General features: G+C 64.3%; 29 protein-coding genes. 8 read left to right on the top strand and 21 right to left on the bottom strand.

Features of this window, described 5'->3' with window-relative positions:
- Positions 1 to 16: 16 nt before the first annotated feature.
- On the bottom strand, positions 17 to 934 hold the full coding sequence (locus RFM41_RS04440; protein ID WP_320246686.1) for a fatty acid desaturase family protein: 918 nt from the start codon (positions 932 to 934) through the stop codon (positions 17 to 19).
- Between the two features lie 84 nt (positions 935 to 1,018).
- On the opposite strand from RFM41_RS04440, the gene RFM41_RS04445 reads away from it, so the two are divergent.
- Together RFM41_RS04445 and RFM41_RS04450 are read left to right on the top strand one after the other, a co-directional pair.
- Positions 1,019 to 1,939: a LysR substrate-binding domain-containing protein gene (locus RFM41_RS04445; protein WP_320246685.1), complete on the top strand. Its 921-nt coding sequence runs from the start codon at positions 1,019 to 1,021 to the stop codon at positions 1,937 to 1,939.
- Between the two features lie 242 nt (positions 1,940 to 2,181).
- Entirely contained in the window at positions 2,182 to 2,412 is a 231-nt protein-coding gene (locus RFM41_RS04450; RefSeq protein ID WP_320319252.1) for a RidA family protein, read from the top strand.
- 39 nt (positions 2,413 to 2,451) lie between these two features.
- Here RFM41_RS04450 and RFM41_RS04455 read toward each other — a convergent pair whose 3' ends face one another.
- From RFM41_RS04455 to RFM41_RS04475, 5 genes are all read right to left on the bottom strand, one after another.
- On the bottom strand, positions 2,452 to 2,724 hold the full coding sequence (locus RFM41_RS04455; RefSeq protein WP_320246684.1) for a DUF3303 domain-containing protein: 273 nt from the start codon (positions 2,722 to 2,724) through the stop codon (positions 2,452 to 2,454).
- Positions 2,725 to 2,877: 153 nt separating this feature from the next.
- Positions 2,878 to 4,341, bottom strand: a complete 1,464-nt coding sequence (locus RFM41_RS04460) for a RimK family ATP-grasp domain-containing protein (protein WP_320246682.1) — start codon at positions 4,339 to 4,341, stop codon at positions 2,878 to 2,880.
- Between the two features lie 4 nt (positions 4,342 to 4,345).
- Positions 4,346 to 5,443 carry a peptidase C39 family protein gene (locus RFM41_RS04465; RefSeq protein WP_320246680.1) on the bottom strand — a complete coding sequence of 366 codons (1,098 nt, stop codon included), beginning with the start codon at positions 5,441 to 5,443 and terminating at the stop codon, positions 4,346 to 4,348.
- 207 nt (positions 5,444 to 5,650) lie between these two features.
- Positions 5,651 to 6,445 carry an anti-sigma factor family protein gene (locus RFM41_RS04470; RefSeq protein WP_320246679.1) on the bottom strand — a complete coding sequence of 265 codons (795 nt, stop codon included), beginning with the start codon at positions 6,443 to 6,445 and terminating at the stop codon, positions 5,651 to 5,653.
- On the bottom strand, positions 6,442 to 6,960 hold the full coding sequence (locus tag RFM41_RS04475; RefSeq protein WP_040984221.1) for an RNA polymerase sigma factor: 519 nt from the start codon (positions 6,958 to 6,960) through the stop codon (positions 6,442 to 6,444). The genes RFM41_RS04470 and RFM41_RS04475 overlap by 4 nt, the downstream gene beginning before the upstream one ends.
- 213 nt (positions 6,961 to 7,173) lie before the next feature.
- On the opposite strand from RFM41_RS04475, the gene RFM41_RS04480 reads away from it, so the two are divergent.
- A complete protein-coding gene (locus RFM41_RS04480; protein WP_320246678.1) occupies positions 7,174 to 7,425 on the top strand; it encodes a type II toxin-antitoxin system Phd/YefM family antitoxin in 252 nt (83 codons plus the stop codon).
- The gene (locus tag RFM41_RS04485) at positions 7,418 to 7,813 is read left to right on the top strand and encodes a hypothetical protein (protein ID WP_320246676.1); all 396 of its coding nucleotides are present in this window, start codon (positions 7,418 to 7,420) and stop codon (positions 7,811 to 7,813) included. The genes RFM41_RS04480 and RFM41_RS04485 overlap by 8 nt, the downstream gene beginning before the upstream one ends.
- A gap of 28 nt (positions 7,814 to 7,841) precedes the next feature.
- On the opposite strand, the gene RFM41_RS04490 is transcribed toward RFM41_RS04485, so the two are convergent.
- A complete protein-coding gene (locus tag RFM41_RS04490) occupies positions 7,842 to 10,616 on the bottom strand; it encodes a DUF2339 domain-containing protein (RefSeq protein ID WP_320246674.1) in 2,775 nt (924 codons plus the stop codon).
- Positions 10,617 to 10,861: 245 nt separating this feature from the next.
- On the opposite strand from RFM41_RS04490, the gene RFM41_RS04495 reads away from it, so the two are divergent.
- Positions 10,862 to 11,326, top strand: coding sequence for an NUDIX hydrolase (locus RFM41_RS04495; RefSeq protein WP_320246673.1), 465 nt, complete (start codon positions 10,862 to 10,864; stop codon positions 11,324 to 11,326).
- A 14-nt stretch (positions 11,327 to 11,340) separates the two neighbouring features.
- Here the strand turns inward: RFM41_RS04495 and recO are convergent, their stop codons facing one another.
- From recO to RFM41_RS04530, 7 genes are all read right to left on the bottom strand, one after another.
- The gene (gene recO / locus RFM41_RS04500) at positions 11,341 to 12,099 is read right to left on the bottom strand and encodes a DNA repair protein RecO (protein WP_320246671.1); all 759 of its coding nucleotides are present in this window, start codon (positions 12,097 to 12,099) and stop codon (positions 11,341 to 11,343) included.
- Between the two features lie 81 nt (positions 12,100 to 12,180).
- Entirely contained in the window at positions 12,181 to 13,074 is an 894-nt protein-coding gene (locus RFM41_RS04505; RefSeq protein WP_320246670.1) for an aminoglycoside phosphotransferase family protein, read from the bottom strand.
- 42 nt (positions 13,075 to 13,116) lie between these two features.
- Positions 13,117 to 14,049, bottom strand: coding sequence for a GTPase Era (gene era / locus RFM41_RS04510; RefSeq protein WP_320246668.1), 933 nt, complete (start codon positions 14,047 to 14,049; stop codon positions 13,117 to 13,119).
- Positions 14,034 to 14,768 carry a ribonuclease III gene (gene rnc, locus RFM41_RS04515; protein WP_430691508.1) on the bottom strand — a complete coding sequence of 245 codons (735 nt, stop codon included), beginning with the start codon at positions 14,766 to 14,768 and terminating at the stop codon, positions 14,034 to 14,036. Before rnc ends, era begins: the two co-directional genes overlap by 16 nt.
- Entirely contained in the window at positions 14,755 to 15,504 is a 750-nt protein-coding gene (lepB, locus tag RFM41_RS04520) for a signal peptidase I (protein ID WP_320246665.1), read from the bottom strand. The genes rnc and lepB overlap by 14 nt, the downstream gene beginning before the upstream one ends.
- Positions 15,505 to 15,583: 79 nt before the next feature.
- Entirely contained in the window at positions 15,584 to 15,997 is a 414-nt protein-coding gene (gene acpS, locus RFM41_RS04525; RefSeq protein WP_320246663.1) for a holo-ACP synthase, read from the bottom strand.
- Entirely contained in the window at positions 15,994 to 16,581 is a 588-nt protein-coding gene (locus tag RFM41_RS04530) for a DUF2062 domain-containing protein (RefSeq protein ID WP_320246661.1), read from the bottom strand. The genes acpS and RFM41_RS04530 overlap by 4 nt, the downstream gene beginning before the upstream one ends.
- 216 nt (positions 16,582 to 16,797) lie before the next feature.
- Here RFM41_RS04530 and RFM41_RS04535 point away from each other — a divergent pair, with 216 nt between their 5' ends.
- Positions 16,798 to 17,328: a GNAT family N-acetyltransferase gene (locus RFM41_RS04535; RefSeq protein WP_320246659.1), complete on the top strand. Its 531-nt coding sequence runs from the start codon at positions 16,798 to 16,800 to the stop codon at positions 17,326 to 17,328.
- Here RFM41_RS04535 and RFM41_RS04540 read toward each other — a convergent pair.
- The 4 genes from RFM41_RS04540 to rpoZ all read right to left on the bottom strand — a co-directional run bounded on the left by RFM41_RS04540 (position 17,306) and on the right by rpoZ (position 21,172).
- Positions 17,306 to 17,689 (bottom strand): VOC family protein, encoded by a 384-nt coding sequence (locus tag RFM41_RS04540; RefSeq protein WP_320246658.1) that lies wholly within the window; start codon positions 17,687 to 17,689, stop codon positions 17,306 to 17,308. The genes RFM41_RS04535 and RFM41_RS04540 overlap by 23 nt on opposite strands.
- A gap of 75 nt (positions 17,690 to 17,764) precedes the next feature.
- Positions 17,765 to 18,343 carry an orotate phosphoribosyltransferase gene (gene pyrE, locus RFM41_RS04545; RefSeq protein ID WP_320246657.1) on the bottom strand — a complete coding sequence of 193 codons (579 nt, stop codon included), beginning with the start codon at positions 18,341 to 18,343 and terminating at the stop codon, positions 17,765 to 17,767.
- Positions 18,344 to 18,366: 23 nt separating this feature from the next.
- Positions 18,367 to 20,598, bottom strand: a complete 2,232-nt coding sequence (locus tag RFM41_RS04550; protein WP_320246655.1) for a RelA/SpoT family protein — start codon at positions 20,596 to 20,598, stop codon at positions 18,367 to 18,369.
- Positions 20,599 to 20,770: 172 nt separating this feature from the next.
- Positions 20,771 to 21,172 (bottom strand): DNA-directed RNA polymerase subunit omega, encoded by a 402-nt coding sequence (gene rpoZ / locus RFM41_RS04555; RefSeq protein ID WP_040984249.1) that lies wholly within the window; start codon positions 21,170 to 21,172, stop codon positions 20,771 to 20,773.
- A 302-nt stretch (positions 21,173 to 21,474) separates the two neighbouring features.
- Between rpoZ and RFM41_RS04560 the strand changes: the two genes are divergently transcribed.
- Entirely contained in the window at positions 21,475 to 22,056 is a 582-nt protein-coding gene (locus RFM41_RS04560; RefSeq protein WP_320246652.1) for a LabA-like NYN domain-containing protein, read from the top strand.
- Between the two features lie 12 nt (positions 22,057 to 22,068).
- The gene (locus RFM41_RS04565) at positions 22,069 to 22,725 is read left to right on the top strand and encodes a uracil-DNA glycosylase (RefSeq protein WP_320246650.1); all 657 of its coding nucleotides are present in this window, start codon (positions 22,069 to 22,071) and stop codon (positions 22,723 to 22,725) included.
- On the opposite strand, the gene RFM41_RS04570 is transcribed toward RFM41_RS04565, so the two are convergent.
- The 3 genes from RFM41_RS04570 to dapA all read right to left on the bottom strand — a co-directional run bounded on the left by RFM41_RS04570 (position 22,694) and on the right by dapA (position 24,928).
- Positions 22,694 to 23,437, bottom strand: coding sequence for a glycoside hydrolase family 25 protein (locus RFM41_RS04570; RefSeq protein WP_430691503.1), 744 nt, complete (start codon positions 23,435 to 23,437; stop codon positions 22,694 to 22,696). The genes RFM41_RS04565 and RFM41_RS04570 overlap by 32 nt on opposite strands.
- A 104-nt stretch (positions 23,438 to 23,541) precedes the next feature.
- Positions 23,542 to 24,021: an SsrA-binding protein SmpB gene (gene smpB, locus RFM41_RS04575; protein ID WP_041002108.1), complete on the bottom strand. Its 480-nt coding sequence runs from the start codon at positions 24,019 to 24,021 to the stop codon at positions 23,542 to 23,544.
- A gap of 25 nt (positions 24,022 to 24,046) precedes the next feature.
- The gene (gene dapA, locus RFM41_RS04580; RefSeq protein ID WP_320246637.1) at positions 24,047 to 24,928 is read right to left on the bottom strand and encodes a 4-hydroxy-tetrahydrodipicolinate synthase; all 882 of its coding nucleotides are present in this window, start codon (positions 24,926 to 24,928) and stop codon (positions 24,047 to 24,049) included.
- Positions 24,929 to 25,037 lie beyond the last annotated feature (109 nt).

Raw genomic sequence — 25,037 nt, forward strand, 5'->3', positions numbered from 1 at the left:
GAAACCGGTTCCCACTTTAGCGTAGCGCCCCGACATATTTCTCGTGGAAGCTCACATAGCCGGGCTCCACCACTTTCAGATGCCGCTCGATCAGCCGGTGGAATTGCGGCAGCTGATGGAACGGCACGCCGGGATAGGCGTGGTGCTCGGCATGGTAAGGCATGTTCCAGGCGAGCTTGCGCACGAACCAGTTGGTCAGCGTCGTGCGGGTGTTTTCCAGCATGTTGGCGACGAAGGGACAGCGGCCGTGCTCGGCCAGTAGATAGAGCCTGAGGAACGGCTGGCCGAGCAGCGCCGGCACGATCCAGACATAGAGCACCACCGATGCCTTGAACCAGACCGCAAGCGCCAGCAGGACGACATAGAAGGCGATCATCGCCCGCGCCTCGGCTTTCACTTTCGGCAAGCCCTTCGGCGGCACGTAACTGTCGCGGCAGCGCCCCATCGCATTGGTGTAGAGCGTCTTGAAGTGCCCCCACCATACCGGCAGGCCGGAGACGTGGACGATGTACTGCCGCATCGTCTCGGGCTTCGGGAAAGCCAGCTCCGGATCGTTTTCGGGATCCTGGGTGAAACGGTGATGGGCGAAATGGAAGTAGCGGAACCAGTCGGCGGGCAGCGCGATCGCCAGGCTGCAGAAGCGCGCGACGGTGTCATTCAACCACTGCGTTTCGAACGCCGTCCTGTGCACGGTTTCATGCAGCAGCGTGAACAGGAAGACGATCAGGATGCCCTGCGGCAGCATCAGGACCGGCCAGAACGGCACCTTGGCCGCGATCAGCGCGCCAAGGATGATGATCGCGCCGAGATGGAGTGCGAACTGGACAAGGCCCGGCCCATCCAATTTGCCGGTCAGCCGGCTGCGCTCCTCATTCGTCAGCGAGGCTATCACGGAGCGATGGTCGACGGCTGCGTCGTGGTCGATTGCGTTCATGAGGCCACGATAGCCAGAAAGAAACCTTTCGAAAAACGAGGATTTCTGCGAAATAGATAAGATCACCTTATCTTTCGGATTGTCATGGTCGCTCTTCCCTCCTTGCGCGGACTTCAGGCCTTCGAAGCGGCGGCGCGGACGGGCAGCTTTGCGGCCGCGGCGGAGGAATTGTCGATTTCGGCCGCGGCCGTCAGCCAGCTTATCCGCACCGTCGAGGAACAGATGGGACGACAACTGTTCCACCGGATCAACCGGCGCGCCGTGCTGACCGAAGCCGGGGTTGAGATGCTGCCGAGGCTTACCATGGCTTTCCGGGAAATCGGCAGCGTCGCGCGCGATCTCGGCGGCGACGCGTTCCGGCCAAGGCTCGTCATCTCGGTGCCGCCTTCCATGGCGATGGGCTGGCTCTCCGAGCGCATCGTCCGCTTTGTCGCATCCCATGGCGCCGCCGACATATCGCTGAGAGGCGACGACGATCCGGTGTCGTTCGATCATGAATTGATCGACATCCGCCTCTCCTACGGCCCGCACTATCGGGAGCATCCGACCGAGGAGATTGTCAGGGACGCCGTCTATCCCGTCTGCGCGCCGACGCTGGCCGGCGCGACCAGATCGGATGGCCTTGCCAGCCTACCGCTCATTCACACCGACTGGGGGCCGACCGGAGCGTCCTTTCCATCCTGGCGCAACTGGTTCGAGGCGGCAGGCGTCGAGACCGGCCGGGCCGCGCAGCGCGGCCTGTCGGCCAACTCGTCGCGGGCAGCGCTGGATCTCGCCATCTCAGGACTGGGCGTGGCGCTGGCGCAAGGCATCTATTGCGCCCAGGCGCTGGAGGATGGCAAGCTGGTGCGGGCCGCCGCGCAATCCCTGGAGCTGCGCCAGCCCTATTGCCTAACGATCCCCGAACGCAGCGCAAGGCGCGATATCGTGGGTGCGTTCCGGGAGTGGCTGATCGGGGAATGCGTGCACGCAGTCAGCTCATCAGCGCTCGGCACCAACAAGTAGTTTAGGGAACTAGGAACGGAGCACCAATCCTTCGTTCCCCCATCGCTTTTTCAGTCAAACGAAGTCGTAGGAGATCCTCTGATGTCGCTCGAACTCATCAATCCAGCCGATCTGCCGGTTCCGGAGATGTACACGCAGGTTGTCGTCGCTACGGGATCCAAGCTGGTGTTCATCTCGGGGCAGCAGCCCGAAGACATAATGGCAAGCTCGTCGGGCATGGTGATTTTGCGGCGCAAGCGCGCCTGTCGTTCGCCAATCTCGGCTGCGCGCTCAGCGCGGCAGGCGCGCGGCCCGACCAAGTCTGCAAGATCACGGTCTATATCGTCGACTACAACCGCGACGAACACGTTCCGATCATCGAAGCCGCGCAGATTTCGCTGTTTGGAGATCACAAGCCAGCGAATGTGATAGTCGGCGTGGCGATCATGTCCCCAGGCTATCTCATAGAGGTCGACGCGATAGCGGTCATTTGACGGGGCCACCAGCAGCTAGCTGGCCATCATCGAAAAGATTCAGAGGTGCCCGGCGAGCGCCGCCACCATGTCCTTGCTGCTGGCTACCGGAACGATCTCGAACTCGACCAGATCCGCCCATTCGATGACCCAGCGCTGCAGCGCCGTCGCATCGTCGGCTTCCACCAGCATGAAGCAGCGGCTCATGTCGCCCGCGATCCAGCTGTGATGCACGACAAGCTCGTCGGGCTTCAGCCGCCCCTTGTCGCGGAAGCGGCGGTAGATCTCCTTGCGGTCAGAGCCGTGGAAATCCTCGATCACGAAAAACAGCATTTTGTTCCCTCAGTTCTAGTGATGGGATCTGGAGAATTGAAGAATTGGAGAACTGGAGAACTGAGGAAATCAGGAGCTGAGTAAGTGAGGGCAGATGGCTCGCTAGACACTTCATTCTTCAATTCCCCAATTCTCCAGTTCCTTCTCCCGCCGCTACTTCTCCGGCCTCTCCAGGCGTTCCAGGAACCACTGCGTCAGCCGCACCCAGAGCTCGTCCTTCTCGCCCGAATCCTCCCAGCCATGGTCGAGATTGGGATTGTCGTTGACCTCGATGACGAAGACGCCGTCCTTGGTCTCCTTGAGGTCGACGCCGTAGAGCCCGTCGCCGATGCATTTTGCCGCCTTGACCGCGGTTTCGACGACATGCGGCGGCGTCTGTTTCAGCGTGAACGTCTTGATCCCGCCCTGGTCGGGCTTGCCGCTGGCCTTGTGGTTGACGATCTGCCAGTGCTTCTTCGCCATCAGATAGTGCACGGCAAAGAGCGGTTGGCCGCCGAGCACGCCGACGCGCCAGTCATATTCGGTCGGGATGAATTTCTGCGCGATCAGGAGATCGGAATCTTCCAGCCATTCGGTCGCGAGCTTGGTCAGCTCCGCCATGTTCTCGCATTTCTTGACGCCCCGCGAGAAGGACGAATCCGGGATCTTCAGCACCAGCGGGAAGCCCAGCGTCTGCGCCGCCACTTCGAAGTCGGACGTGCCGGCAATCATCACTGTCGGCGGCACCGGCACCTTGTTGTAGGTCATCAGCTCGTTGAGATAGACCTTGTTGGTGCAGCGGATCATCGACAGCGGATCGTCGATCACCGGCATGCCTTCCTGCTGGGCGCGGCGCGCGAAGCGGTAGGTGTGGTTGGAGATCGACGTGGTCTCGCGAATGAACAGCGCGTCGTAGTTGGCGAGCTTGGCGAGGTCCTTCCTGGTGATCGGCTCGACCTCGACGCCCATCTTCTCGGCGATCCTCGCCCAATAGCGCAGCGAGGAAATCTCCGACGGCGGCAATTCCTCGTGCGGGTCGACCAGCGTCGCGAACGTATACCGCGCCGGCGTGCGGCCCTTGGTGTCGCGCCATTCGCGGTTGGTGTAGGTGTCCAGGCACTGCAGGAAGAACTCTTCCTCGTCCTCGGTCATGCGGGCCAAAGGCAGGAAGCCGATCTTGCGGATCGAGGCCCATTCGGCGCTGTCCTTGATGTGGACCTCGAGCGCCGGTGCGCGGAACCAGTCGAACAGCAGCTTGGCGAAACGGTCCCACACTTTCGACGGACCGATGCCGAAGAAGATCGCGACCTTGGCCGGAAACGCCCCGCCAAGGTCCTTGCGGCATTTGTTCAAGGCAAGCTCGAGCTCCGGCAGCGCGTGCTCGTAGAGCTTGCGCTCCGACAGGTCGATCATCGTCTCGACCGTCGGGATGACCCTGTGGCCGCGCGAGCCGGCCAGCAGCGAGGCGTAGTAGCCGCGGCTCTGGTAGCCGTAATTGTTCGACAGGTTAATCACCTTCGGCCGCTGGCCGCGGAACAGCGCCGGATGCGCGAGATAGTCGCGGTTGGTGATGATCTTATGGGGCGTCGCCACTTGATCGATGTCGTTCTGCCTGCCTGTCAGGATAACCCAGGTCATTGTCTCAGCGTTTTCCCAGAGTGATGGCGGCGCGCAAGCCGTCGCGACCGAACTGCGCCATGTTCATGAAGATGTCGTAGGGCACCGGAATGTTCGCGGCATCGAGGATCGTTTCCTGCCTCTCATCCTCAACCCAGGGGTCGTGGATCAGGATATGGTCGCCATCGTCGCCGATGGCCAGCACCCAATGCGGCACCTTCTTGCCGAACATCAGGAAGCCGCTGATCAGCACCACCACAAGCTTGCCCTCGGCCAGGGCGTCACGGATGTCGCCGATGCCGAACGGACGGTAGTTGACGGGGATGCCGTAGAGATCGGCGCGGTGGCGGAAATCGACCTGGGCGAGCTCCATTACCCGGCGCTTTTCCTCGCTCCGCACCGACTGCAGGAACAGCGCTCCGTAGAAGGAGACGAATATCTCGGCGGCGAGCCCGCTCTCGTAGCCGGCGACGGCCAGACCGAATGGCTCGCAGCCGCCGGGACCCGACATCATGAAGACCGTGGTCGCCTCGCGCCACAGGCGTATTTCCATGACCGGATCGGGCACGAAGCCACGGTCGAAATTGGCCATCGCCATCATCAGGCAGCAAGGGCCGCAGGTGAACTCGCAGGTCTGCTGGTAGAACGGCACCTTGGTCGCGGTCGGCGTGTCGCCGCGCAGCGTCTTTTCATACCGCAGCGCCGTCGCGCCATCCTCGTAATAGTCGGGCTCGCGGCCCAGTTTCCGATAGCCGGCCTCTTCGTAGATCCGGATCGCGCGCTCATTGTCCTCGCGCACCTCGAGGCGAAGCAGCAGCCGGTCGTGCTCGAAGGCCGCTTCTTCGGCGGCCGCCAGCAGAAGGCGGCCGATGCCGAGCCTGCCGAAGAAGGGGCCGACAGCGATGGAATAGAGCCGCGCCACGCCGCTGCCCTTGCGAAACAGCACCACCGCATAGCCGGCGACACGGCCCTCGCTCTCGGCCACCAGCATCTCGGCGGTTTCGCGTTCGATGAACTGGCGGAAGGAGCGGCGCGAGAGCCTGTCGCCCGGAAAAACAGCCTTCTCGATGGCGGCGAGGTCATCGACGTCTGACGCGCGGGCCTTGCGGATCTCGGCAGGCATGCGGGCTAGGGAGAACCTCGATTGGGTTTAAGAAACGGCCCCGGTGGATGCGTCGCGAATACTGGCCGAAGCGCCAGTATCCATCAAGCGCTATCGCTCCTTGATTAGGGCCGAATTGTGACAGTTTCCGTCACGGCAGGAAAGGGCCAAGCCTTTGAACAGAATTGCCGTTCAAAGGACTGCCGGCCGCCGAAAAACGCAGCCGGTTCAGCTTGATATGCCGGCCACGAGCTGGCCGTAGGCGCTCTTTGCGACGTCCGACAGCCGCTCCGGCGGCAACGAGCCGACGACGGCGCAAGCGTAGCCCTTGTCCAGCCAGTAGACCGCCTCCGGCCCACCCCCCTCGGCCGTATAGGTGCCCTTGGAGGTCGCGGACGATTCGGCGGTGACGAAGAGCGAAATGCGCTCGCCCTTGGCATCCTCGTAGAGCAGCATCGCCGCCTTGCCCTGGCTGCCCGCCGGCAGCAACCGGCCGCCGATCAGCTCGAAACCCTCGGACGCAAGGTCGGGCGCAACCAGCTTCAGCCCGACGCGGTTCGACAGCCAGGTCTGGAGATGATCCTTGTCGCTCGCCGGAACCTCGACCGCATGGCGCTTTTCAGCGGCATAGACGACATGGGCGGCGATCGCCTGTTCGGCAAGCTGGTCGTCGCTGTCGCCGCCGCGGCCGATGCCGTCGATGCCTGCGACATAGCCGCCGAGCCCGCCGACCACGAGCATCACGGCGGCGGCAGCCGACAGCCACCAGCGCGAGCGCCAGGCCGACGCCTTTGCAGGCGCCTCGCCAAACACCGCCTGCCGCAGCCTCGCCGGTACCGGTTCATCCATCACGCCCGCGAAGGCGGCGCGCATGGCGGCGCGATCGGCAATGTAACGCGCGGATCGCGCTTTCATCTCGGGATTGGCCTCGAGCCAGGCGTCATAGGCCATGCGCTCGTCGCCCGGCAACTCGCCGTCGAGGGCCATATGGATATCGCGTTCGGAGAAATCGTGGCGGGTCATTTCTCGACGATCCTTATCGAGCGGCGGCGCGACGTGTCGTCGAGCAACCCTCGCAATTCCTCGCGGCCGCGCGCGATGCGCGACATCAGCGTGCCGGCCGGCACGCCAAGGATGTTGGCGGCCTCGGCATAGGAAAAGCCCTCGATGGCGACCATCACCAATGCCGCGCGGCGATCGGGGCTGATCGCCTGCAGGGCATCCATGATCTCGCGCGAGGCGATGGTCTCGACCTGATCGGCGGGCGCGGCTTGGGCCTCACCGGCTTCGAGAGGCAGCATCGCCGCCTCGCCTCGCCGGTTGACCTTGCGCATCTGGTCGATGAACAAGTGGTGCATGATCGTAAACAGCCACCTCCGGGGGCTCTCTCCAGTCTGCCAGTTGTCGAGCCGCACAAGCGCCCGCTCCAGGCAATCCTGGACGAGATCGTCGGCGGAATCGCGCTCGCGCAGCAACGAGCGCGCATAGCGCCGCAACCGCGGTATTTCGCTCAGGATCGCTGCCTTCTTGTCGTCCATGACCGCTTGTTTCGAGGTCGCTTCCATCCCGATAGAACGCGCCTTGCGGGCGCGGTGCAAGCGGTCAGCGCAAGGCGGCGAACCGCTGCGGTTACCCAAGCACATGAACAACGCCGGCGGCGGGTGGTTTATTCCCGGCTCGAAGCCGCGCGGGATTGATTGTTTGATTACGAAATATAGCTATAATACGTATATTACGTATGAGGCACTCCCATGAAGCAATTCACCTTTTCAGACATGAACCGTGCATCGGGCGAGATCCTCGAAACAGCGATGATCGAGCCCGTCGCCCTGACAAAACGCGGCAAGGAGAAGCTGATCATCCTTTCGGCTAGGCAATACCGGCAACTCGTTGGCTCGTCTCATACCGACGCTTACACGCTCGAGAATGCGCCTGACGTGGTCCACAATGAACTGATGTCGGGGTTGGAAGCCATCATAAGCGACGATGAGTCGGATGTTTGAGCCCGGCGACCTGCTTCGGTATTACTATCTATGGGCGCGGCAGGCTGACGCCGGTGAAGAGTCCGGGCGCAATGCGCGCCCTGTCTGCGTCGTGGTCAGAACGCCGACGACGCCGGCGGCGCTGTTCTTGTTCCCGCTCACCTCGCAGAAGCCCGGCCCGACCCGCGCGTCTATTGCCATCAGTGAGATCGAGTGCCGCAGGGGCGGCCTCGATTTTCCGTCATGGCTGATCCTCGACGAGTACAATCGTGTGCGGACCGACGAAGCTTACGATCTCGTGACGACGAAGCCGGTCGGTTCATTCAGTCCGGCATTCGTTCGCAAGATTGCTGGTCTCATCAAAGAGGCAGCCGATCAGCGCCGCCTGCGCGGCGTTGTCCGCAAATAGCAACAGCGGTGCAGGAAACCCAAGCCTCTCACCCCTCCCTCGCCGCCCTCGTCAGCAGCCGCTGGTAGAACAGGCCGATGCCGATCAGCACGGCGCCGAGGCCGATGAAGGAGAGCGCGCGCAGCACGCCTTCCAGCTCCGACATGTCGAAGAGGAAGACCTTGACCACCGCGACCGCGATCAGCACCGCGGAGGCGATGCGCAGCACCTGCGATTTCAACCAGACGCCGGCGGTGAGAAGCGCCACGCCGATGACCAGCCAGAGCGCCGAGTAGGTGTAGGTCTCGACCTGGCCGAGCCCGCTCCACAAGGCGATGAACTCGCCTTTGAACAAGCGGCGCACCGAAAGCGTGGCATAGGCGAAGGCAAGCAGCGCGGCGATCAGCGCCAACGTAGCTGCATACCACCGCGGACGCTTATCGCGGACATAGAGCGCCAGGGCGCCCGCAGCGATCGCTGGCAGCAGATAGGCCAGGAACAGGAGGTTGAAGACCGGGATCCTGCCGGTCGACTCGTCCGTCAGCAGCGGGTTCAACACCACGAAATGCTGAACCGCGATCAAGCCTGCCGAGACCACGCCGGCAGCCATCGAGCCATAGCGCAGAACCGAGCTCGGCGAGCGCATGTCGATGGCGACCAGTATCGCACCGGCACCGAGCGCGATCAGCGTGTAGATCGCCTGTTCGGCAAGGGTCACCGTGCCGGTGTCGATGACGCCGCCATGCATGGCGTGGCGCACCAGCATGGCAATGGTGAGCAGCACGAACAGCGCCGAGGCCGCCTCCATCGCAAGGCGCGGCCTGCCGTTGGTCGTGCGTGCGAGCTGCCAGGCGGCGAAGCCGAAAGCGAGCGCCGGCACGCCATAGCCAAGCAGCAGCCAGTTGAAGACCGGCGCCCTGGAGAGGAACGCCGCGCCGACGATGGTCGGATCGAAGGCGACGCGGCCGAGCACGGCGACCGCCGCGCCGACCGCGATCCAGCCCAGCACGGGGTAGGACCGCCAGCGCGTGGCCAACGCCGGGACGATCGCGGCGGCGCCGAGCAGCACGGTCGTCCAGCCTGAGCCGAAGGCCATATGCAGCATAAGCAGGCCGGCGACGCCGGCGCCGCCCAGCGCGAAGGAGACGGCCGCGCCGCCCACCAGCGGCGGCTCCTCAGCGCGCGCGATCCATTCGCCGCCAGCGGCAAAGGCGAGCGCCAGCAACAGCGCCGGTAGCGCGTAGCCGAGATCGCGGTCGATATCGCCGAAGGTCAGCCACAGCGCCAGGAGCACCACCAGCGGGACGATGACACCCCAGGCCGCCCAGCAGGCCGCGCGCCGCGGAGCGGTGCCGGCGAAGCGGCGCGCGGCCCAGAAGCCGGCGGCAAGGAAGGCCAGGCCAAGCGCGACGCCGATGCGGAACGTCAGGGCGTCGGACGACGCCAGGGGCTGGGCGTCCAGCCCGACGTCGAGCGCATTGGCGCCGATCGTGGCGGGCGGGATGATGCCGAGATAGATCAGTACGGTGGCGATGCCGGCGGCGAAAGCCAGCGGCAGCGCGCGTGGCCGGTAGAGCGCCGCCGCGACCAGCGCGGCCAGGAGGACCGCGCCATGCAAGGCATCGCCGGCGCTGGCAAAAGCCGGATCAACGGACAGGCCGACCGCGCTCAGGGCGATGAAGAAGCCCGGCGCTATGGATGGCCAGTCGAAGCCGCGCGCCGCGCCGTCGCGGCCAGTAACCAGGAAAAGGCCGAGCCAAACGAAGGCCAGCACGGCAAGCGTCGCCAGGCTGATGAACAGGACGGCGGCAATGTTCACCTCCGGCGCGTCGACCATGTAGAGAATGGTCCAGATGCCGGTACCGGCGAACGCAGCCGCCACGAGCGCCTTCCAGTCGCGGATGCGGGCGATTGCCGCGGTGGCGGCAAGCACGATCGCCAGATAGACGAACAGCGCCCAGGGATTGGGCGCCCGCGAGGCAACCAGCGCCGGCGTGACCATGGCGCCGACGAGGCCGATGCCGGCCAGCGCCAGGCCATGCACGAGCGAAGCGCCGATGGTCGCGACGCCGATGAGGCCAAGCAGGACGAAGGCCGTCGCTGGACCGATGAAGCCATAGATGCCGTGCGCCGCGTAGACCGTGCCGAACAGGATGAAGACGCCGGCGGCCGTGAGAATCGCGGGAATATAGGCACCGGTCGCGCCCTGCACCGGCACCCTGAAGCCGGTGCGGCGGATGAATTCGGCGCCGACTATCAGTGCCAGGCCGAGGATGCCGGCCATGGCGAGGCGCACGCCCGGGCCAAAGATACCGGCCTCGATGGTGTAGCGGATCAGGAACAGGCCGCCCAGCGCCAGCGCGATGCCGCCGACCCAGACCGCCCAGCGCGTGCCCAGCGCCGTCTCGACATCGCTCTGGCGCGCCGCCTTGGCGGGCGCGGGCGTGCCAGCAGCGGGCGTCTCGGCCGCGGTGCTGGGTTGCGGCGGCTCAGACTGCCCGGCGGATTGCGCCGCGGCCGCCTGGGTTTTCGTCCAGGGTCCGGCCACCGCCTCGTCTTCGGCGGCCTCGGGCTTCGCGGCGATCTCCTCGGCTACGCTCATGCCGTCAGCCAACGGCGCGACAGGCGCCGCGGCTGCCTTGGCCTCCTTGGGAAGACCTTCCTGCGCAGCGTCCGCTTTGGGCGCGGACAGCGAAGCTCCCGACTGCACCAAGCCGCGCAGGACGCCGAGCTCGCGCTCGACCAGCGCGATGCGGCTCTGCTGTCGGGACACGATGACGAAAAGAGCTATGACGGCGGCAATGGCAATCAGGCTGAAAAACATGGCGGTTTCCCTCAAAACCAGACCAGTCGTGGCCAACAAATGCGGCAATGAGACGACTGGTGCAAATCAGCGGCTCGTCGGCTAACAAGATCGAGCATGTTTCGTCGCCGATAGCCAGCAACTTGCCGGCTTGTCCAATGTCAGACCGCTGGGGCTGCCGGCACTGCCGGCGAGATTGTGTGACTTCGGGGTCGAAATACTCGTGCTATTCTCGCGCGAGCGAAGAAAATGCCGCGAGGTGACCGATGCCGCAGAAAAGCGCGGGCCTGCTGATCCACAGGCGCATTGCCGGTGTGCTCGAATTCCTGCTCGTCCATCCCGGCGGACCGTTCTGGGCAAGAAAGGATGAAGGCGCGTGGTCGATCCCGAAGGGACTGATCGGCGACAATGAGGACGAGCTCGAAGCCGCCAAACGGGAAGCCGAAGAGGAGCTCGGCGTCGCCGTCAACGGCGATTTCCGGCCGCTCGGCAGCTACAAGCAGCCCGGCGGCAAGATCGTCGTCGCGTGGGGTGTCGAAGCGGACATCGATGCAAATGCTGTAAGGAGCAACATGTTCAGCATGGAGTGGCCGCCGAAATCTGGACGCATGAAGGAATTTCCCGAGGTGGATCGAGCCGGCTGGTTTTCGTTGCCCGAAGCGGGGCTCAAGATCCTGAAGGGCCAGCGCGCCATGCTCGACGATTTCCTGGAGCGGCGCGGCGCCGAGTAGGCACGCCCGCCTTGCTATCCTGCCCCGCCCGCAATCGCCTTCACCGCTGCATGATGCCGGCGCAGCGCGGCGAGGAAGCCGGCGCGAGCGTCGGGCGGCTCGAGGCCGCGCGGCTCATAGACATGGCGGGTGAAGAAGAAGCCGCTGAGCCGGAAGGCGTCTTCCAGCGCTGCCGCATCGGCGCGCAGGCCGGAGCCACGCTGCAGGAAGGCCGGCAGCGCCAGCATCTTGTCGTGCCAGGCAGCACCCGCTTCGCGCGATACGGCTCGCCCGGTTTTCGGCGAGACATAGACGAGATCCTGCCTGGTGCCGGTAGCCGCGCATTGGCTAAGATCGAGGCCGAAGCCCAATTCATCGAGGATGAGCAGCTCGAAGCGCGCGACCAGCTCGCCCGCCGCATCGGCATCGTCGAGATGCGAGATCATCACGGCAAGCGCCTCATAGAGGCCGCCATGGGCATCGCGCTCCGGCAGGAGCCTCAGATGCGCGGCCATGGTCTGCAGGCCGTAGACGGCCACCGCGCTGTCCATCAGCCGCGCGGCGTTCATCTCGATCGCTTCGGCCTGGAAGACGCCGAGATGTTCGTCAAGCCGCGCCCGCCACAGAAGATCGACGCGGTTGCCGGGCTGCAGCACCGGCTGCTGCTTGCGCGAGCGCCCTCCTCGCACCAGGCCGAGATGGCGGCCATGGGCGCGCGTCATCACCTCGAGGATGGCGCTGGTTTCGCCATGCTTGCGGGTGCCGAGAACGATTCCCTCGTCGCGCCATTCCATGAACGGGAGCTATTCACCCGTTGCGCGGCGAAATCAAGATTTTGGCACCTCGGACCCAACACGTCCTGACATTCGCCGGTATCACGCCCATTTCCGATGATCGGCAACCACCTCGTTGATTACCTGGCGCTGCCTTGCCGCCTCGGCCTGGTTGGCGTCGTGGCCGGCGACGGTGATCAGCGCCTTCCACAGCGCCCAGCCGCGGCCGCGCGCCCAGGTGGGGTCATCGACGGCGATGCGAGTCCGAAAAGCCTCGCGGCTTTCGCCTTCGAAGAATGTCCAGGCGATCGCCAGGTCGCAGGACGGATCGCCGACGCCGGAGGTGCCGAAATCGATGACGGCACTCAAGTTGCCGTTCTCGGCCAGCAGATTGCCCGAGGCGACATCGCCGTGGAACCAGACCGCCGAGCCATGCCAGGTCGCGGCAAGCGCGGCTTCCCAGGCGGCAGTCGCGGCATGGGCGTCGATCCGGCCCTCCAGCGCGGCAATGGCTTGCCTTGCCTCGCCGTCATAGACGGTCAGCGGCCCGCCACGGTGGAAATTGTGCCGGCCGGGCGCCGGCCCGTCGGTCGCATCGATGGCCCGCAACGCGACGAGGAAATCGGCCAGCGCGACCGCGAACGTGCCAAGATCTCTGATGGGCGCTGTCTTCGCCGTCTCGCCCTCGATCCAGCGATAGACAGACCAACGCCAGGGATACCCCTCGCCCGGCTCGCCCATGGCGAGCGGCGTCGGAATGGGCAGCGGCAGGAGCGGCGCGAGTTTCGGCAGCCAGCGCTGCTCCTTCTCGACCTGCAGCGAATAGGCGGCCGCGCTCGGCAGCCTGACCGTCATCTCGTCGCCAAGATGGAAGGTACGGTTGTCCCAGCCGCCGGAAGCGACCGGGCTGATCGGCAGATGCCGCCATTGCGAAAACTGCTCATCGACCAGCCGGCGCACGAGACCGGCGTCGATGGTCGGTTTCGGATCATCCATGCCTTCGTCCCAAAGCCGCTTCGCGCTTTTGGGCGACAGGCATCAATGGGGAAACTCCAGCCCCATCTCGCGGTAGCGCTCGGGGTCGTCGCCCCAGTTCTCGCGCACCTTCACGAACAGGAAGAGGTGCACCTTCTGCTCGAGGATCTCGGCGATCTCTCCCCGCGCGGCCTGGCCGATGGCGCGGATCGTCTCGCCCTTGTGGCCGAGCACGATCTTCTTCTGGCTGTCGCGCTCGACATAGATGACCTGCTCGATGCGGACCGAGCCGTCCTTCTTCTCTTCCCATTTCTCGGTCTCGATATGCGAGGAATAGGGAAGTTCCTGGTGGAGCCTGAGATAAAGCTTCTCGCGGGTGATCTCGGCCGCGAGCTGGCGCATCGGCAGGTCGGAGATCTGGTCCTCGGGATAATACCAGGGGCCGGCGGGAAGCGTCTCGGCGAGATAGTCGAGCAGGTCCTTGCAGCCGGAGCCGGTGAGCGCGGAAACCATGAAGGTGCGCTTGAACGGCACGCGTTCGTTCGCGGTCGCGGCCAGCGCAAGAAGCGTCTCAGGCTTGACGCGGTCGACCTTGTTGAGGACGAGCAGCATCGGCTGCCGGACGTCCTTCAGCCGGTCGAGGATGGCGTCGGCATCGCCCTTGATGCCGCGCTCGGCGTCGATCAGAAGCACCACGACATCGGCATCCTTGGCGCCTCCCCAGGCGGTGGTCACCATCGCGGTGTCCAGCCGCCGCTTCGGCTTGAAGATGCCCGGCGTGTCGACGAAGACGATCTGCGCGTTGTCATGCGTTGCGATGCCGCGCACGATGGCGCGGGTGGTCTGCACCTTATGGGTGACGATCGACACCTTGGCGCCGACCAGCTGGTTGACCAGCGTCGACTTGCCGGCATTGGGCGCGCCGATCAGCGCGACGAAGCCGGAGCGCGTCGCAGGGGCTTCAGGGGTTTCCGTATCGCTCATGCCGCGCTCCATACGCCTTCGCGCAGCAAAAGAGTAGCCGCGGCGGCCTGCTCGGCCTCGCGCTTGGAGCGGCCGCTGCCGGTGGCCGGGGCAAAAGAGCCGACCTTGACGCTGACGGTGAACAGCGGGTCGTGGTCCGGCCCCTCGCGACCGTCGACGCGGTAGGCGGGCACGGCGCCGGCCGCGGCTTGGTGCGCCCATTCCTGCAATTCGGTCTTGGCGTCGCGCCGCGCGGCGCCGATCGCCTGCGAGCGCGGCTGCCAGTAGCGGTGGATGAATGCGCGGGCAGCCTCAAGGCCGCCATCCAGATAAAGGACGGCAATCAGCGATTCCAGCGCATCGGCGCGCAGATTGGTGCGCTTGCGCCCTTCGAGATTGCGCACATCGGAACCGGCGCGCACCAGCTCGGGCAGACCGATCTCCTCGGCGATCTGGGAGAGCGCCTCGGCGTTGACCAGCGCATTGAGGCGCAGCGACAGCTCGCCCTCGGCGGCATCGGGAAAGGTCGCGAGCAGCATGTCGGCGACGACGAGGCCGAGAACACGGTCGCCCAAGAATTCAAAGCGCTCATAGTCGACGCCGGCATGGGTCGAACGGGCGCTGGCATGGGTCAGCGCCCGCTGCAGGCGCTGGCGGTCGGCGAAGGCATGACCGGTGCGCTCGACAAGCGCTTCGGCCAGGGCATCGGCGGTCAAACGCTTGCCGGCCGCCATCGCTCTAGTGGACGAAATGGAACAGGCGCCCGGCGCGCATCAGCGACGGCCACTTCCAGATCTCGAGCGGGCTCGCCTTGCCGGCGATCGAGAAGAAGATGAGGTTGGCGCGGCCGACAAGGTTCTCGGCCGGCACATAACCGACGGCAAAGCGGCTGTCGGAGGAATTGTCGCGATTGTCGCCCATCATGAAATAGTGTCCGGCCGGGACGACGAATTCGCGCGTGTTGTCGCCGATCGAATCGGAATTGATGTCGAGCGTGTCGTAGCTGACGCCGTTCGGCAGCGTTTCACGATAGACGTCGATTGGCCGGTTTTCCTCGGTAACGTCGGGATTGTCGATCTGACCGGTCTTCACGCGCGGCACGCCGACGTCATTGATGAAAAGCTGGCCGTCCTTCATCTGGATCTTGTCGCCGGGCAGGCCGACGACGCGCTTGATGTAGTCGACCGACGGATCCGGCGGGAACTTGAACACCACCACGTCGCCGCGCTTGGGCTCCGAGCCCCAGATGCGGCCCGAGAAGAGATCGGGACCGAAGGGCAGCGAATAACGCGAATAGCCATAGGCCCATTTGGTGACGAAGAGATAGTCGCCTTCGAGCAGCGTCGGCCGCATCGAGCCGGACGGAATGGAGAAGGGCTGGAAGAGCAGCGTGCGGATGACGAGCGCGAGCAGGAGAGCCTGGATGATGACGGAGAAGGTTTCACCAAGCCCGCCGGATTTCTTCTGCGATTTTTCAGCCACGCTCATGTCGTCCTCGATTGTGCGATGTTGGTATAGAGTCTCGGCGCGCGCTGGGCAACGTCATGCCGCTCGTGGTCAGATGGAATCAATGTGGCGCTTGTTCGGCGGGCACTGCCTCGATGATCACAAAGGCTTGAGCAAGGGGGAAATCGTCGGTGATGGTTAGATGGATGAGTGCGCGGTGGCCTTTCGGCAGGATTTTGTCCAGCCTGGTCGCGGCGCCGCCGGTCAGCGCCATGGTCGGCGCGCCGCTCGGCAGGTTGACCACGCCCATGTCGCGCCAGAACACACCCTCGGCCATGCCGGTGCCCAACGCCTTGGCGCAGGCCTCCTTGGCGGCGAAGCGCTTGGCATAGGAAGCCGCGCGGGCGGCGCGATTGTCCGATTTGGCCTGCTCGACCTCGGTGTAGATGCGCTGGATAAAACGCTGGCCATGCCGTTCCAGCGACTTCTCGATGCGTCTGATGTCGATCAGGTCGCTGCCGATGCCGATGATCATTCCGCCGGCACTTCCCGTCCGCCCTGCCGCGCCTTCTTCTCGGCTCGCTCGGCCATGCGCTTCCGGCGCTGCTCGCGAAACACGGTCATGCCCCAGCGCGTGATGCCGTAGAACACCAGCCCGAAGACCAGGCCGAGCAGCACCGCGCCGATCAGCATCGGTTCCAGAACAGGCGCCCAGAGCTTGTCGAAGGAGAGCTTGTGCATCATCTCGCCGAGATGCTCGGGCGGCCCGTGCCTCGGCAGATGCTGACGCAGTATCAGTTTGCCGGTTTCCCAGGAGGCGCCCCATAGCAGCGGGGCGGTCAGCGGATTGCCGAAAAATACCGCGCCGAGCGCCGCCGCGACCAGATTGCCGGCGATCACCCAGCAAAGCACTGCGGCAACCACGAAATGGACGCCAAGCGGAAAGAAGGATGCAAAAACACCCGCGGCGACGCCAGCGGCGACCGAATGCGGCGTCGCCTTCAGCCGCAGGATGCGTTTTGAGAAATACTGCACGGAACGCGAGAACGAGCGGCGCGGCCATAGATAAGTACGCACCCGCTCCAGGAGGCCATCAGGCTCTCGGCGTCGAAAAAGCACTCTGTTCCAGTTCCCGGTCCAACATGCGCTGCCCCTGCCACCACCGGGTCGCGCCACAGATATCTTGCGCTTCGATGGCGCAGAAAGGCAACAAGTCTTTGATATAGCGACGACCAGGCCGCGCAACAACGAAACGCCGCCGCGATGGTCTGCCGCAGGCTGTAAAAGAGCGTCATTCTGGCGAAACTGAGGAAACCAACCGGGATGCAGAGCCAAATGATCACCATTCGACCGGCGCGGGTCGAGGACGCCGAGGCACTGCCGCAGATCGAACAGTCCGCTGGGTTAGCGTTCCGCGCCATCGCGGAACTGGCATGGCTCGCTGATGGCGACAATGTCAGCGTCGAACGACACCGCGCGCTGATCACCGCGGGCGCATGCTGGGTTGCCGCAGACGAGAAGGACCGGCCGGTCGGCTTTCTGAGCGCCGGGATCGAGGACGATGCACTGCATATCTGGGAGTTGGACGTGCGCCTCGACCGGCAGGGCCAAGGCATCGGTCGCGCCCTGCTTGAACGGGCGGTCGCGGACGCCAGGCGGCGCGGCGTGGCCGCGGTGACGCTGACCACGTTTCGCGCCGTACCCTGGAACGCGCCCTTCTACCGCAAGTTCGGATTTCGTATCCTGGAAGACGCCGAGATCGACGGGCGGCTGGCCAGCCTGCTCGGTGATGAAGCCGAGCACGGCATGACTTTGGACCAGCGCTGCGCCATGCGGCTCGATCTCAGTCGAGCCGGTACTCGCTGACTTCGACCAGATTATCGTCGGGATCGCGGAAATAGACCGACATCATCGCGCCGCGCGCGCCCGTGCGTGAGACCGGGCCGACTTCGACCGCCACACCGTTGGCTTCGAGGCTGGCCTGGATCTCGGCAAGCGGTACCGCCGCGACGAGGCAGAAATCGCCGGAACCCGGCGTCGGCGTCTTTGCCTTCGGCTCGAAAGTGCGGTCGATCTCGTGCAGGTTGATCTTCTGCGAGCCGAACAGAAGCGCGGTCGGCCGGTTTCGTTCATCCAGCCGCCGCATGCCAAGCACGCGCTCGTAGAATTCGCAGGTCGCTTCGACCGAGCGAACCGTCAGCACGAGATGGTCGATACCGGCGATCATCGCGACCCCGGGGCAGGTCGCTGCCAGAGAGATTCAAGCGACGCGCTCAAGTGCTTGTTTTCATACATTGGGAAGTCAGATGTTGCGGCTTCCCGGCTTAACGGCTGGAATGGCGGCAAGTTCCGGCGGCAGGCGGTCGGCGGGATAGGCAGGCACTTCATATTCGGCAAGCGCGATCAGCGGCACGCCGACATCGGTCTTGCCGGCCGAGCGGTCGATGATGCAGGCTGCCGCCACCACCTCGGCGCCAAGCTCGCGCAGGCAATCGATGGTCTCGCGGATCGACAGGCCCGTTGTGACGATGTCCTCGACGATGACGACGCGCGCGCCCTCGGCGATCTCGAACCGGCGCAGCCTGAACTCGCCCCCTTCCCGCTCGACCCAGATCGCCGGGACACCGAGATGGCGCGAGGTTTCATAGGCCGGGATCAGGCCGCCGATGGCCGGGCCGACGACATAGTCGATCTTTCCGGGCACCGCCTTGCGAATCTTCCCGGCCAGCGCCTTGCACAGGCGCTCGGTCTTGTCGGCATGCATGAAGACGCGCGCCTTCTGCAGGAAGACCGGGCTGCGCAGGCCGGACGTCAGGATGAAATGGCCTTCGAGAACGGCGCCGGCCTCGCGGAAAATGCCCAGCACTTCGTCGGTGTTCATTTCGTCCCCCGTTCTATCTTCATTTAGCCGTTGACGCGCCGCGCATCGCTGACGCTCGAATTGTCCTTGAGTTGCGACAGCAGCCGGTTGAGATGCTTCAAATCCCAGACTTCGAGGTCGATCAGCATCTCGGTGAAATCGGGCGCCGTGCGTATCATCGACAGCGTGTGGATGTTGGCGTCGTTGGACGCGACGACCTGGGCTATGTCGGCCAACGAACCGGGCGCATTGATGGCGGTGACCGAGATGCGCGCCGGGAAACGTTCCTTGGTGCGTTCGTCGATGTCCCAGCGCACGTCGATCCAGCGCTCGGGCTGGTCGTCGAAGGCCTGCAGCGCCGGCGACTGGATCGGATAGATGGTGATGCCGGTTCCCGGCTGGATGATGCCGACGATGCGGTCGCCGGGCACCGCGCCTTCCGGCGCGAAGCGCACCGGCAGGTCGCCGCGCACGCCGCGGATCGGCACCGCGCCGTCGCGCGGCTGGTCCTTGCCCTTGCGCGCGGCGCGCGTGCCGGGCATCTGGAACAGCATGCCGGCAGCATTGCGTATCTTCGACCAGCCTTCCTCGCGCTGCTTGGGCGGAGCGACAGTGACTCGCTCGTCCTTATAGTCGGGGAAGACAGCCTTCATGACATCGGTGGAGCTCAGCTCGCCGCGGCCGACCGAGGCCAGCACATCCTCGATGTCCTTGCGCGCCAGCCGGTGCAGCACCGGTTTCAGGCTCTCCTTGGTGAAGGTCTTGCCGGCACGCTCGAAGGCGCGCTCCAAAATCCGGGCGCCGAGGCCGGAATATTGTTTACGGATGGCGTTCTTGGTGGCGCGGCGGATGGCAGCGCGCGCCTTGCCGGTGACCACGACCGATTCCCAAGCGGCGGGCGGCACCTGCGCCTTGGAGCGGATGATCTCGACCTCGTCGCCATTCTTCAGTTCCGTCATCAGCGGCATGATGCGGCCATTGACCTTGGCGCCGACGCAGGTGTCGCCGACATCGGTATGGACCGCATAGGCGAAGTCGATCGGGGTGGCGCCGCGCGGCAGCGCGATCAGCATGCCCTTGGGCGTGAAGCAGAACACCTGATCCTGGAACAGCTCCAGCTTAGTGTTCTCGAGGAAATCCTCCGGATTGTCGCCTTCGGCCAGTTGCTCGATGGTGCGCCGCAGCCAGGCATAGGCGTTGGTTTCCCTGGAGATTGCATGGCCGGCGCCGTTCATCTTGCCGCCGCTGTCCTTGTAGATGGAATGCGCGGCGACGCCATATTCGGCGATCTTGTTCATCTCCTTGGTGCGGATCTGCAATTCGACGCGCTGGCGCGACGGGCCGACGATGGTGGTGTGGATGGAACGGTAGTCGTTCTGCTTCGGCGTCGAGATGTAGTCCTTGAAGCGGCCAGGCACCATCGACCAGGTGGTGTGGATGGCGCCAAGCGCGCGGTAGCAGTCGTCGACCGTATCGACGACGACGCGGAAGCCGAAGATGTCGGAGAGCTGCTCGAAGGAAAGCGCCTTGGCCTCCATCTTGCGGAACACCGACCACGGCTTCTTCTGCCGGCTCTTCACGCTCGCCTTGATGGCGTGTTTCTCGAACAGGCCCGACAGCGCCGTCTCGATCTCCTGCAGGACGCCCTTGTTGCGCTCGAAAATCTCGGCAAGCCTTGCGGTAACGGCGCGATAAGCCTCCGGATTGATGTAGCGGAAGGCGATTTCCTCCAGCTCCTCGCGCATGCCCTGCATGCCCATGCGCCCGGCCAGTGGCGCATAGATGTCCATCGTCTCCTCGGCGATGCGCAGCCGCTTGGACTCCGGCATATGGTCGAGCGTGCGCATGTTGTGGAGGCGGTCGGCGAGCTTGACCAGAAGAACGCGAATATCCTCGGAGATCGCGAGCAGCAGCTTGCGCAGGTTCTCCGCCTGCTCGGCCTTCTTGGAGACCAGGTCGAGCTTCTTCAGCTTGGTGAGGCCTTCCACCAGCTTGCCCATCTCGGGGCCGAAGAGCTCGTCGATCTCGGCGCGGGTCGCCGTCGTGTCCTCGATCGTATCGTGCAGCAGGGCTACGGCGATGGTCGCCTCGTCCATGTGCATGTCGGTGAGGATGGCGGCGACTTCGAGGGGATGCGAGAAATAGGGATCGCCCGAGGCGCGCTTCTGGTGGCCATGCTTCTGCATGGCATAGACGTAAGCCTTGTTGAGCAGCGCCTCATTGACGTCAGGCTTGTAGCGCTGCACGCGCTCGACAAGCTCATACTGACGCATCATGGGCGGGATCTCGCGGTGCTGAAATGATTGATGCGCCGCACCGACGTGCGACGCATCCCATAGATAGCCACGAAACTTACGAGACGGAAGTACCGGATGCTTGATCCAGGCAAACTCGGAAGCTTTTTCAGAATCCGCTCAACAACCGGCTGAGCAGAGCCATCAAAAGCTCTTAGTAGTCGTCGCTCTTTTCCGGCGGCACCAGACCTTCGATGCCGGCGAGCAGGTCTTCCTCGCTCATGCGGTCGAAAGCGATGTTCTCCTCAGCGTCGTCGGTGTCGGCTGCGACAGCGGTCGCGCCGGTCTGGTCGGTGATCGCCTCGCCCTCGGCCTCCGGCTCGTCGACCTCGACATGCTTCTGCAGCGAGTGGATCAGATCCTCCTTGAGGTCGTCGGGCGACAGCGTCTCGTCGGCGATCTCGCGCAGCGCGATGACCGGATTCTTGTCATTGTCGCGCGGAACGGTGATCTGCGCGCCCTGGCTGATCTGGCGGGCGCGATGGCCGGCGAGCAGCACGAGCTCAAAACGGTTGTCGACCTTGTCGATGCAATCTTCAACGGTTACGCGGGCCATGGACTGCCCCTTTCATGCGATGGATTTGATGGAAAGCTGGCGCGCTCCATAACGCGGGCGCGGGCGAAATACAAGCTTTATGGCGCCGGCGCCAACTTTGCAGCCCCTTGCCTGGCTCATCATCGGAGCGCGCCATGATGGCGCTTACATAGTCGCGATCACAATTGCTTGCAATGCGGGCCATGCCCTTGGATATCCATAAATCTGGCGTTATCTCGAAAGAGACGGCAAAGGGGACCATTATCGGGCCTGCCCGTCACGTCCTTTTAGACGACAGAAATTTTCGAAAGGGATATTTTTCAATGTTCGATCCCCGTGAAAAGATCGCTCTTTTCATCGACGGCGCCAATCTCTACGCCACATCGCGGGCGCTGGGCTTCGACATCGACTACCGCAAGCTTCTCGCGAGCTTCCAGAAGCGTGGCTACCTGCTCAGGGCCTACTACTACACCGCGCTGGTCGAGGATCAGGAATATTCCTCGATCCGACCACTGATCGACTGGCTGGACTACAATGGCTTCAAGGTGGTGACCAAGCCCGCCAAGGAGTTCACCGACTCGACCGGACGGCGCAAGATCAAGGGCAACATGGATATCGAGCTCACGGTCGACGCGCTGGAGCTTGCCGATGTCGTCGACCACTATGTCATCTTCTCCGGCGACGGCGACTTCCGCACGTTGGTCGAGGCGCTGCAGCGGCGCGGCCGCAAGGTGTCGATCATTTCGACCATGGCTTCCCAGCCGCCGATGATCTCCGACGATCTGCGCCGCCAGGCCGACCATTTCATCGACCTGATGACGCTGAAGAGCGAAGTCGGCCGCGATCCGTCCGAACGGCCGGTGCGCCGGCCGGAACCCGCAGAAGCCGACGAGGACGATTATTGACGGGCGGCGGCCTTGAGCGCGGCGCCCTCCCCCGAACCCGGCCGTGACTGCCCGCTTTGCCCGCGGCTGCATGATTTCATCGCTGCATGGCGCGAGCGCGAGCCGGGCTGGTTCAACGCGCCGGTGCCGACCTTCCTGCCGCCGGAAGGCGAGAACTCGGTTAAACTCCTGATCGTCGGGCTGGCGCCCGGCCTGCGTGGCGCCAATCGCACGGGCCGCCCCTTCACCGGCGATTATGCCGGGGACCTGCTCTATGGCACGATGATCGCGAACGGCCTGGCACGCGGCGAATTCAAGGCGCGGCCGGACGACGGGCTCGAGCTTGTCGGCACGGCCATCACCAATGCGGTGCGCTGCGTGCCGCCGGAGAACAAGCCGGTGGGCGCCGAGATCGCCACCTGCCGGACTTTTTTGAAGCCCACCATCGCTCGCTTCCCCAATCTGCGCGCCATACTGACGCTGGGTTCGATCGCGCATCAGTCGACGGTGCGGGCGCTGGGCGGGCGCGTCGCGGCTTTGCCGTTCCGTCATGGCGGGCGGCAGGAAGCCGGCGGCGTCGCGCTGTTTTCCAGCTATCACTGCTCGCGCTACAACACCAACACGGGCGTGCTGACGGAGGAGATGTTCGTCAACGTGTTCAACGAGATTGCGGCGTTCCTGAAGAACTAGATTCAGGTGCGAACAACGCGGCCAGCGTCTCGCGGCTGCCCTTCAGAACGTTCAGATCGACATCGCCTTCGATGCCGTCGACGCGGCCCATATTGTGATATTGCCAGTAGATCCAATCGTTCTCGCGCGGCCTCAGCGCCAGCGAACGCAGCCAGCGCTGACGGGTCATGATGCTGCCGGAATAGGCGCCGGCCGCCTCGTCGGTCAGATAGAAGATCGCCTGCTTGCCGAACGCCGCCTCGACCGGGCCGAGGAAAGCGGCGAGCTCGACGTTCAATTGTTCCGGAGACGGGCGCTGCGGGCAGTTGCCGCCGAATTCGATGTCGACCACCGGCGGCAAGAGCGGCGCGTCGTGCGGCACCACCGACATGAAGTTCCTCGCCTGGTCGGCGCCTGGCCTGCAGAAGGTGAAGAAGTGATAGGCGCCGACCGCCAGGCCAGCCGCGCGGGCTTCGCGCAGGTTAGTGGTGAATTGAGTATCGACATGGGTGCCCCCCTCGGTCGCCTTGATGATGGCGAAGGCTACATCGTCGGCCGCGACGCGTTGCCAGTCGATCCTTCCCTGATGGTGGGAAACGTCGATGCCCCGGATGGGGAATTCCTCGCGATCCGGCGAAAAGCCACGGAACCAGAAATAGGCGCCCGCCGCGACAGCGCAGGCGACAACCACGCCCGCAAGGCCCCAGAAAACAATCCGCTTGCCCAAGACCATCCCCCTGTCCGAACTTTGTTTCTGGCGCAATTCTGGACGGAAGGCTACGGCGAAGGGCACCGAGCCCAACCGCAGGGAGCGAATCTGGAAGATCGCGACGCGCTTTAGCCGCGCTCCTTCAGCAGCCGGCCCTTCTCGCGCGACCAGTCGCGTTGCTTTTCGGTCTCGCGCTTGTCGTGCAGTTTCTTGCCGCGGGCAATCGCGAGCAGCAGCTTGGCGCGGCCGCGATCGTTGAAGTAGATTTTCAGCGGCACCAGCGTCATGCCCTCGCGCTCGACGCTTTGCGAGAGTTTCGCCATCTCGCGCTTGGAGACCAGCAATTTGCGGCGCCGGCGCGGCTCATGGTTGAAGCGGTTGGCCTGCAGATATTCCGGCAGATAGGAATTGATAAGCCAGATCTCGCCGCCCTCGGCCGAGGCGTAGCTTTCCTGGATGTTGGCCTGGCCCTGGCGCAGCGACTTGACCTCGGTGCCGGTCAGCACCAGGCCGGTCTCGATCGTGTCGAGCACCTCGTAGGAGAAGCGCGCCTTGCGGTTTTCGGCGACCGTCCTGTTGTTGGGGTCGGCTTTCTTGACTTGATTCATAATGCGGAGAGGTGGCGCCTGATCCCTAGTTTATCAAGCCGGCGTGCTTCAGCGCCGCGTCGAGCTTCTCGGCGGTCGAAGCATCGACCGTCACCAGCGGCGAACGCACCACGTTCTCGACCTTGCCCAGCTTCGACAGCGCGTATTTGGCGCCGGATACGCCGGGCTCGATGAAGATCGCCTTGTGCAGCGGCAGGAGACGATCCTGCAGATCGAGCGCCCTGGCGCTGTCGCCGGAGAGCGTGGCTTCCTGGAATTCAGCGCAGAGCCGCGGCGCGACATTGGACGTCACCGAGATGCAGCCAACGCCGCCATGGGCGTTGAAGCCAAGCGCGGAAGCATCCTCGCCGGAGAGCTGGATGAAGTCCTTGCCGCAGGTCATGCGCTGCTCGGAGACACGCTCGACCTTGCCCGTGGCATCCTTGACGCCGACGATGTTCTTGAAGTCGTGGCGCAGCTTGCCCATGGTCTCCGGCGTCATGTCGATCACCGAGCGCGGCGGGATGTTGTAGATGATGATCGGCAGCCTGGTCGCGCGGGCAACGGCGGCGAAATGCTCATAAAGGCCGCGCTGCGTGGGCTTGTTGTAATAAGGCGTGACGACAAGGGCGGCGTCGGCGCCGGCCTGTTCGGCATACTTCACCAGGCCGACCGCTTCCTCGGTGTTGTTGGAGCCTGCGCCGGCCACGACCGGCACCCTGCCCTTGGCCACCTCGATGGCGACCTTCACGACATGGCGGTGCTCCTCATGCGAGAGCGTCGGCGACTCGCCGGTGGTGCCGACGGGAACGAGGCCCTTGGTGCCCTCGGCAATCTGCCATTCGACGAAAGCGCGAAAGGCTTTCTCGTCGAAGCGCCCGCTCTTTTCGAACGGTGTCACGAGCGCGGTGAGCGAGCCTCTCAGCATATCGTCCAAACTCCTTGGAACTTTGTTCGTTTATGCATGTCGTACCGCAAAACCGGTTCCCACTTTTGGGCGACATGCGTGGGCATGTTATTTGCGCGCCTTCTAACCG

This window comes from Mesorhizobium vachelliae, from assembly GCF_033977325.1.
In the GTDB taxonomy this organism is placed as follows: Bacteria; Pseudomonadota; Alphaproteobacteria; order Rhizobiales; family Rhizobiaceae; genus Mesorhizobium; species Mesorhizobium vachelliae.

What these genes read in the sequence shown, in the direction of transcription:
- era (WP_320246668.1), bottom strand. Translation starts at nt 14,049, where the DNA reads ATGGAGCGCGGCATGAGCGATACGGAAACCCCTGAAGCCCCTGCGACG.
- pyrE (WP_320246657.1), bottom strand. Translation starts at nt 18,343, where the DNA reads ATGAACACCGACGAAGTGCTGGGCATTTTCCGCGAGGCCGGCGCCGTT.
- RFM41_RS04560 (WP_320246652.1), top strand. Translation starts at nt 21,475, where the DNA reads ATGTTCGATCCCCGTGAAAAGATCGCTCTTTTCATCGACGGCGCCAAT.
- RFM41_RS04460 (WP_320246682.1), bottom strand. Translation starts at nt 4,341, where the DNA reads ATGACCTGGGTTATCCTGACAGGCAGGCAGAACGACATCGATCAAGTG.
- acpS (WP_320246663.1), bottom strand. Translation starts at nt 15,997, where the DNA reads ATGATCATCGGCATCGGCAGCGACCTGATCGACATCAGACGCATCGAG.
- RFM41_RS04445 (WP_320246685.1), top strand. Translation starts at nt 1,019, where the DNA reads ATGGTCGCTCTTCCCTCCTTGCGCGGACTTCAGGCCTTCGAAGCGGCG.
- dapA (WP_320246637.1), bottom strand. Translation starts at nt 24,928, where the DNA reads ATGCTGAGAGGCTCGCTCACCGCGCTCGTGACACCGTTCGAAAAGAGC.
- smpB (WP_041002108.1), bottom strand. Translation starts at nt 24,021, where the DNA reads ATGAATCAAGTCAAGAAAGCCGACCCCAACAACAGGACGGTCGCCGAA.
- RFM41_RS04470 (WP_320246679.1), bottom strand. Translation starts at nt 6,445, where the DNA reads ATGACCCGCCACGATTTCTCCGAACGCGATATCCATATGGCCCTCGAC.
- lepB (WP_320246665.1), bottom strand. Translation starts at nt 15,504, where the DNA reads ATGAGCGTGGCTGAAAAATCGCAGAAGAAATCCGGCGGGCTTGGTGAA.
- RFM41_RS04490 (WP_320246674.1), bottom strand. Translation starts at nt 10,616, where the DNA reads ATGTTTTTCAGCCTGATTGCCATTGCCGCCGTCATAGCTCTTTTCGTC.
- RFM41_RS04505 (WP_320246670.1), bottom strand. Translation starts at nt 13,074, where the DNA reads ATGGATGATCCGAAACCGACCATCGACGCCGGTCTCGTGCGCCGGCTG.
- RFM41_RS04485 (WP_320246676.1), top strand. Translation starts at nt 7,418, where the DNA reads ATGTTTGAGCCCGGCGACCTGCTTCGGTATTACTATCTATGGGCGCGG.
- RFM41_RS04535 (WP_320246659.1), top strand. Translation starts at nt 16,798, where the DNA reads ATGATCACCATTCGACCGGCGCGGGTCGAGGACGCCGAGGCACTGCCG.
- RFM41_RS04570 (WP_430691503.1), bottom strand. Translation starts at nt 23,437, where the DNA reads ATGGTCTTGGGCAAGCGGATTGTTTTCTGGGGCCTTGCGGGCGTGGTT.
- RFM41_RS04440 (WP_320246686.1), bottom strand. Translation starts at nt 934, where the DNA reads ATGAACGCAATCGACCACGACGCAGCCGTCGACCATCGCTCCGTGATA.
- recO (WP_320246671.1), bottom strand. Translation starts at nt 12,099, where the DNA reads ATGGAATGGCGCGACGAGGGAATCGTTCTCGGCACCCGCAAGCATGGC.
- RFM41_RS04550 (WP_320246655.1), bottom strand. Translation starts at nt 20,598, where the DNA reads ATGATGCGTCAGTATGAGCTTGTCGAGCGCGTGCAGCGCTACAAGCCT.
- RFM41_RS04455 (WP_320246684.1), bottom strand. Translation starts at nt 2,724, where the DNA reads ATGCTGTTTTTCGTGATCGAGGATTTCCACGGCTCTGACCGCAAGGAG.
- RFM41_RS04540 (WP_320246658.1), bottom strand. Translation starts at nt 17,689, where the DNA reads ATGATCGCCGGTATCGACCATCTCGTGCTGACGGTTCGCTCGGTCGAA.
- RFM41_RS04465 (WP_320246680.1), bottom strand. Translation starts at nt 5,443, where the DNA reads ATGCCTGCCGAGATCCGCAAGGCCCGCGCGTCAGACGTCGATGACCTC.
- rpoZ (WP_040984249.1), bottom strand. Translation starts at nt 21,172, where the DNA reads ATGGCCCGCGTAACCGTTGAAGATTGCATCGACAAGGTCGACAACCGT.
- RFM41_RS04480 (WP_320246678.1), top strand. Translation starts at nt 7,174, where the DNA reads ATGAAGCAATTCACCTTTTCAGACATGAACCGTGCATCGGGCGAGATC.
- RFM41_RS04475 (WP_040984221.1), bottom strand. Translation starts at nt 6,960, where the DNA reads ATGGACGACAAGAAGGCAGCGATCCTGAGCGAAATACCGCGGTTGCGG.
- RFM41_RS04495 (WP_320246673.1), top strand. Translation starts at nt 10,862, where the DNA reads ATGCCGCAGAAAAGCGCGGGCCTGCTGATCCACAGGCGCATTGCCGGT.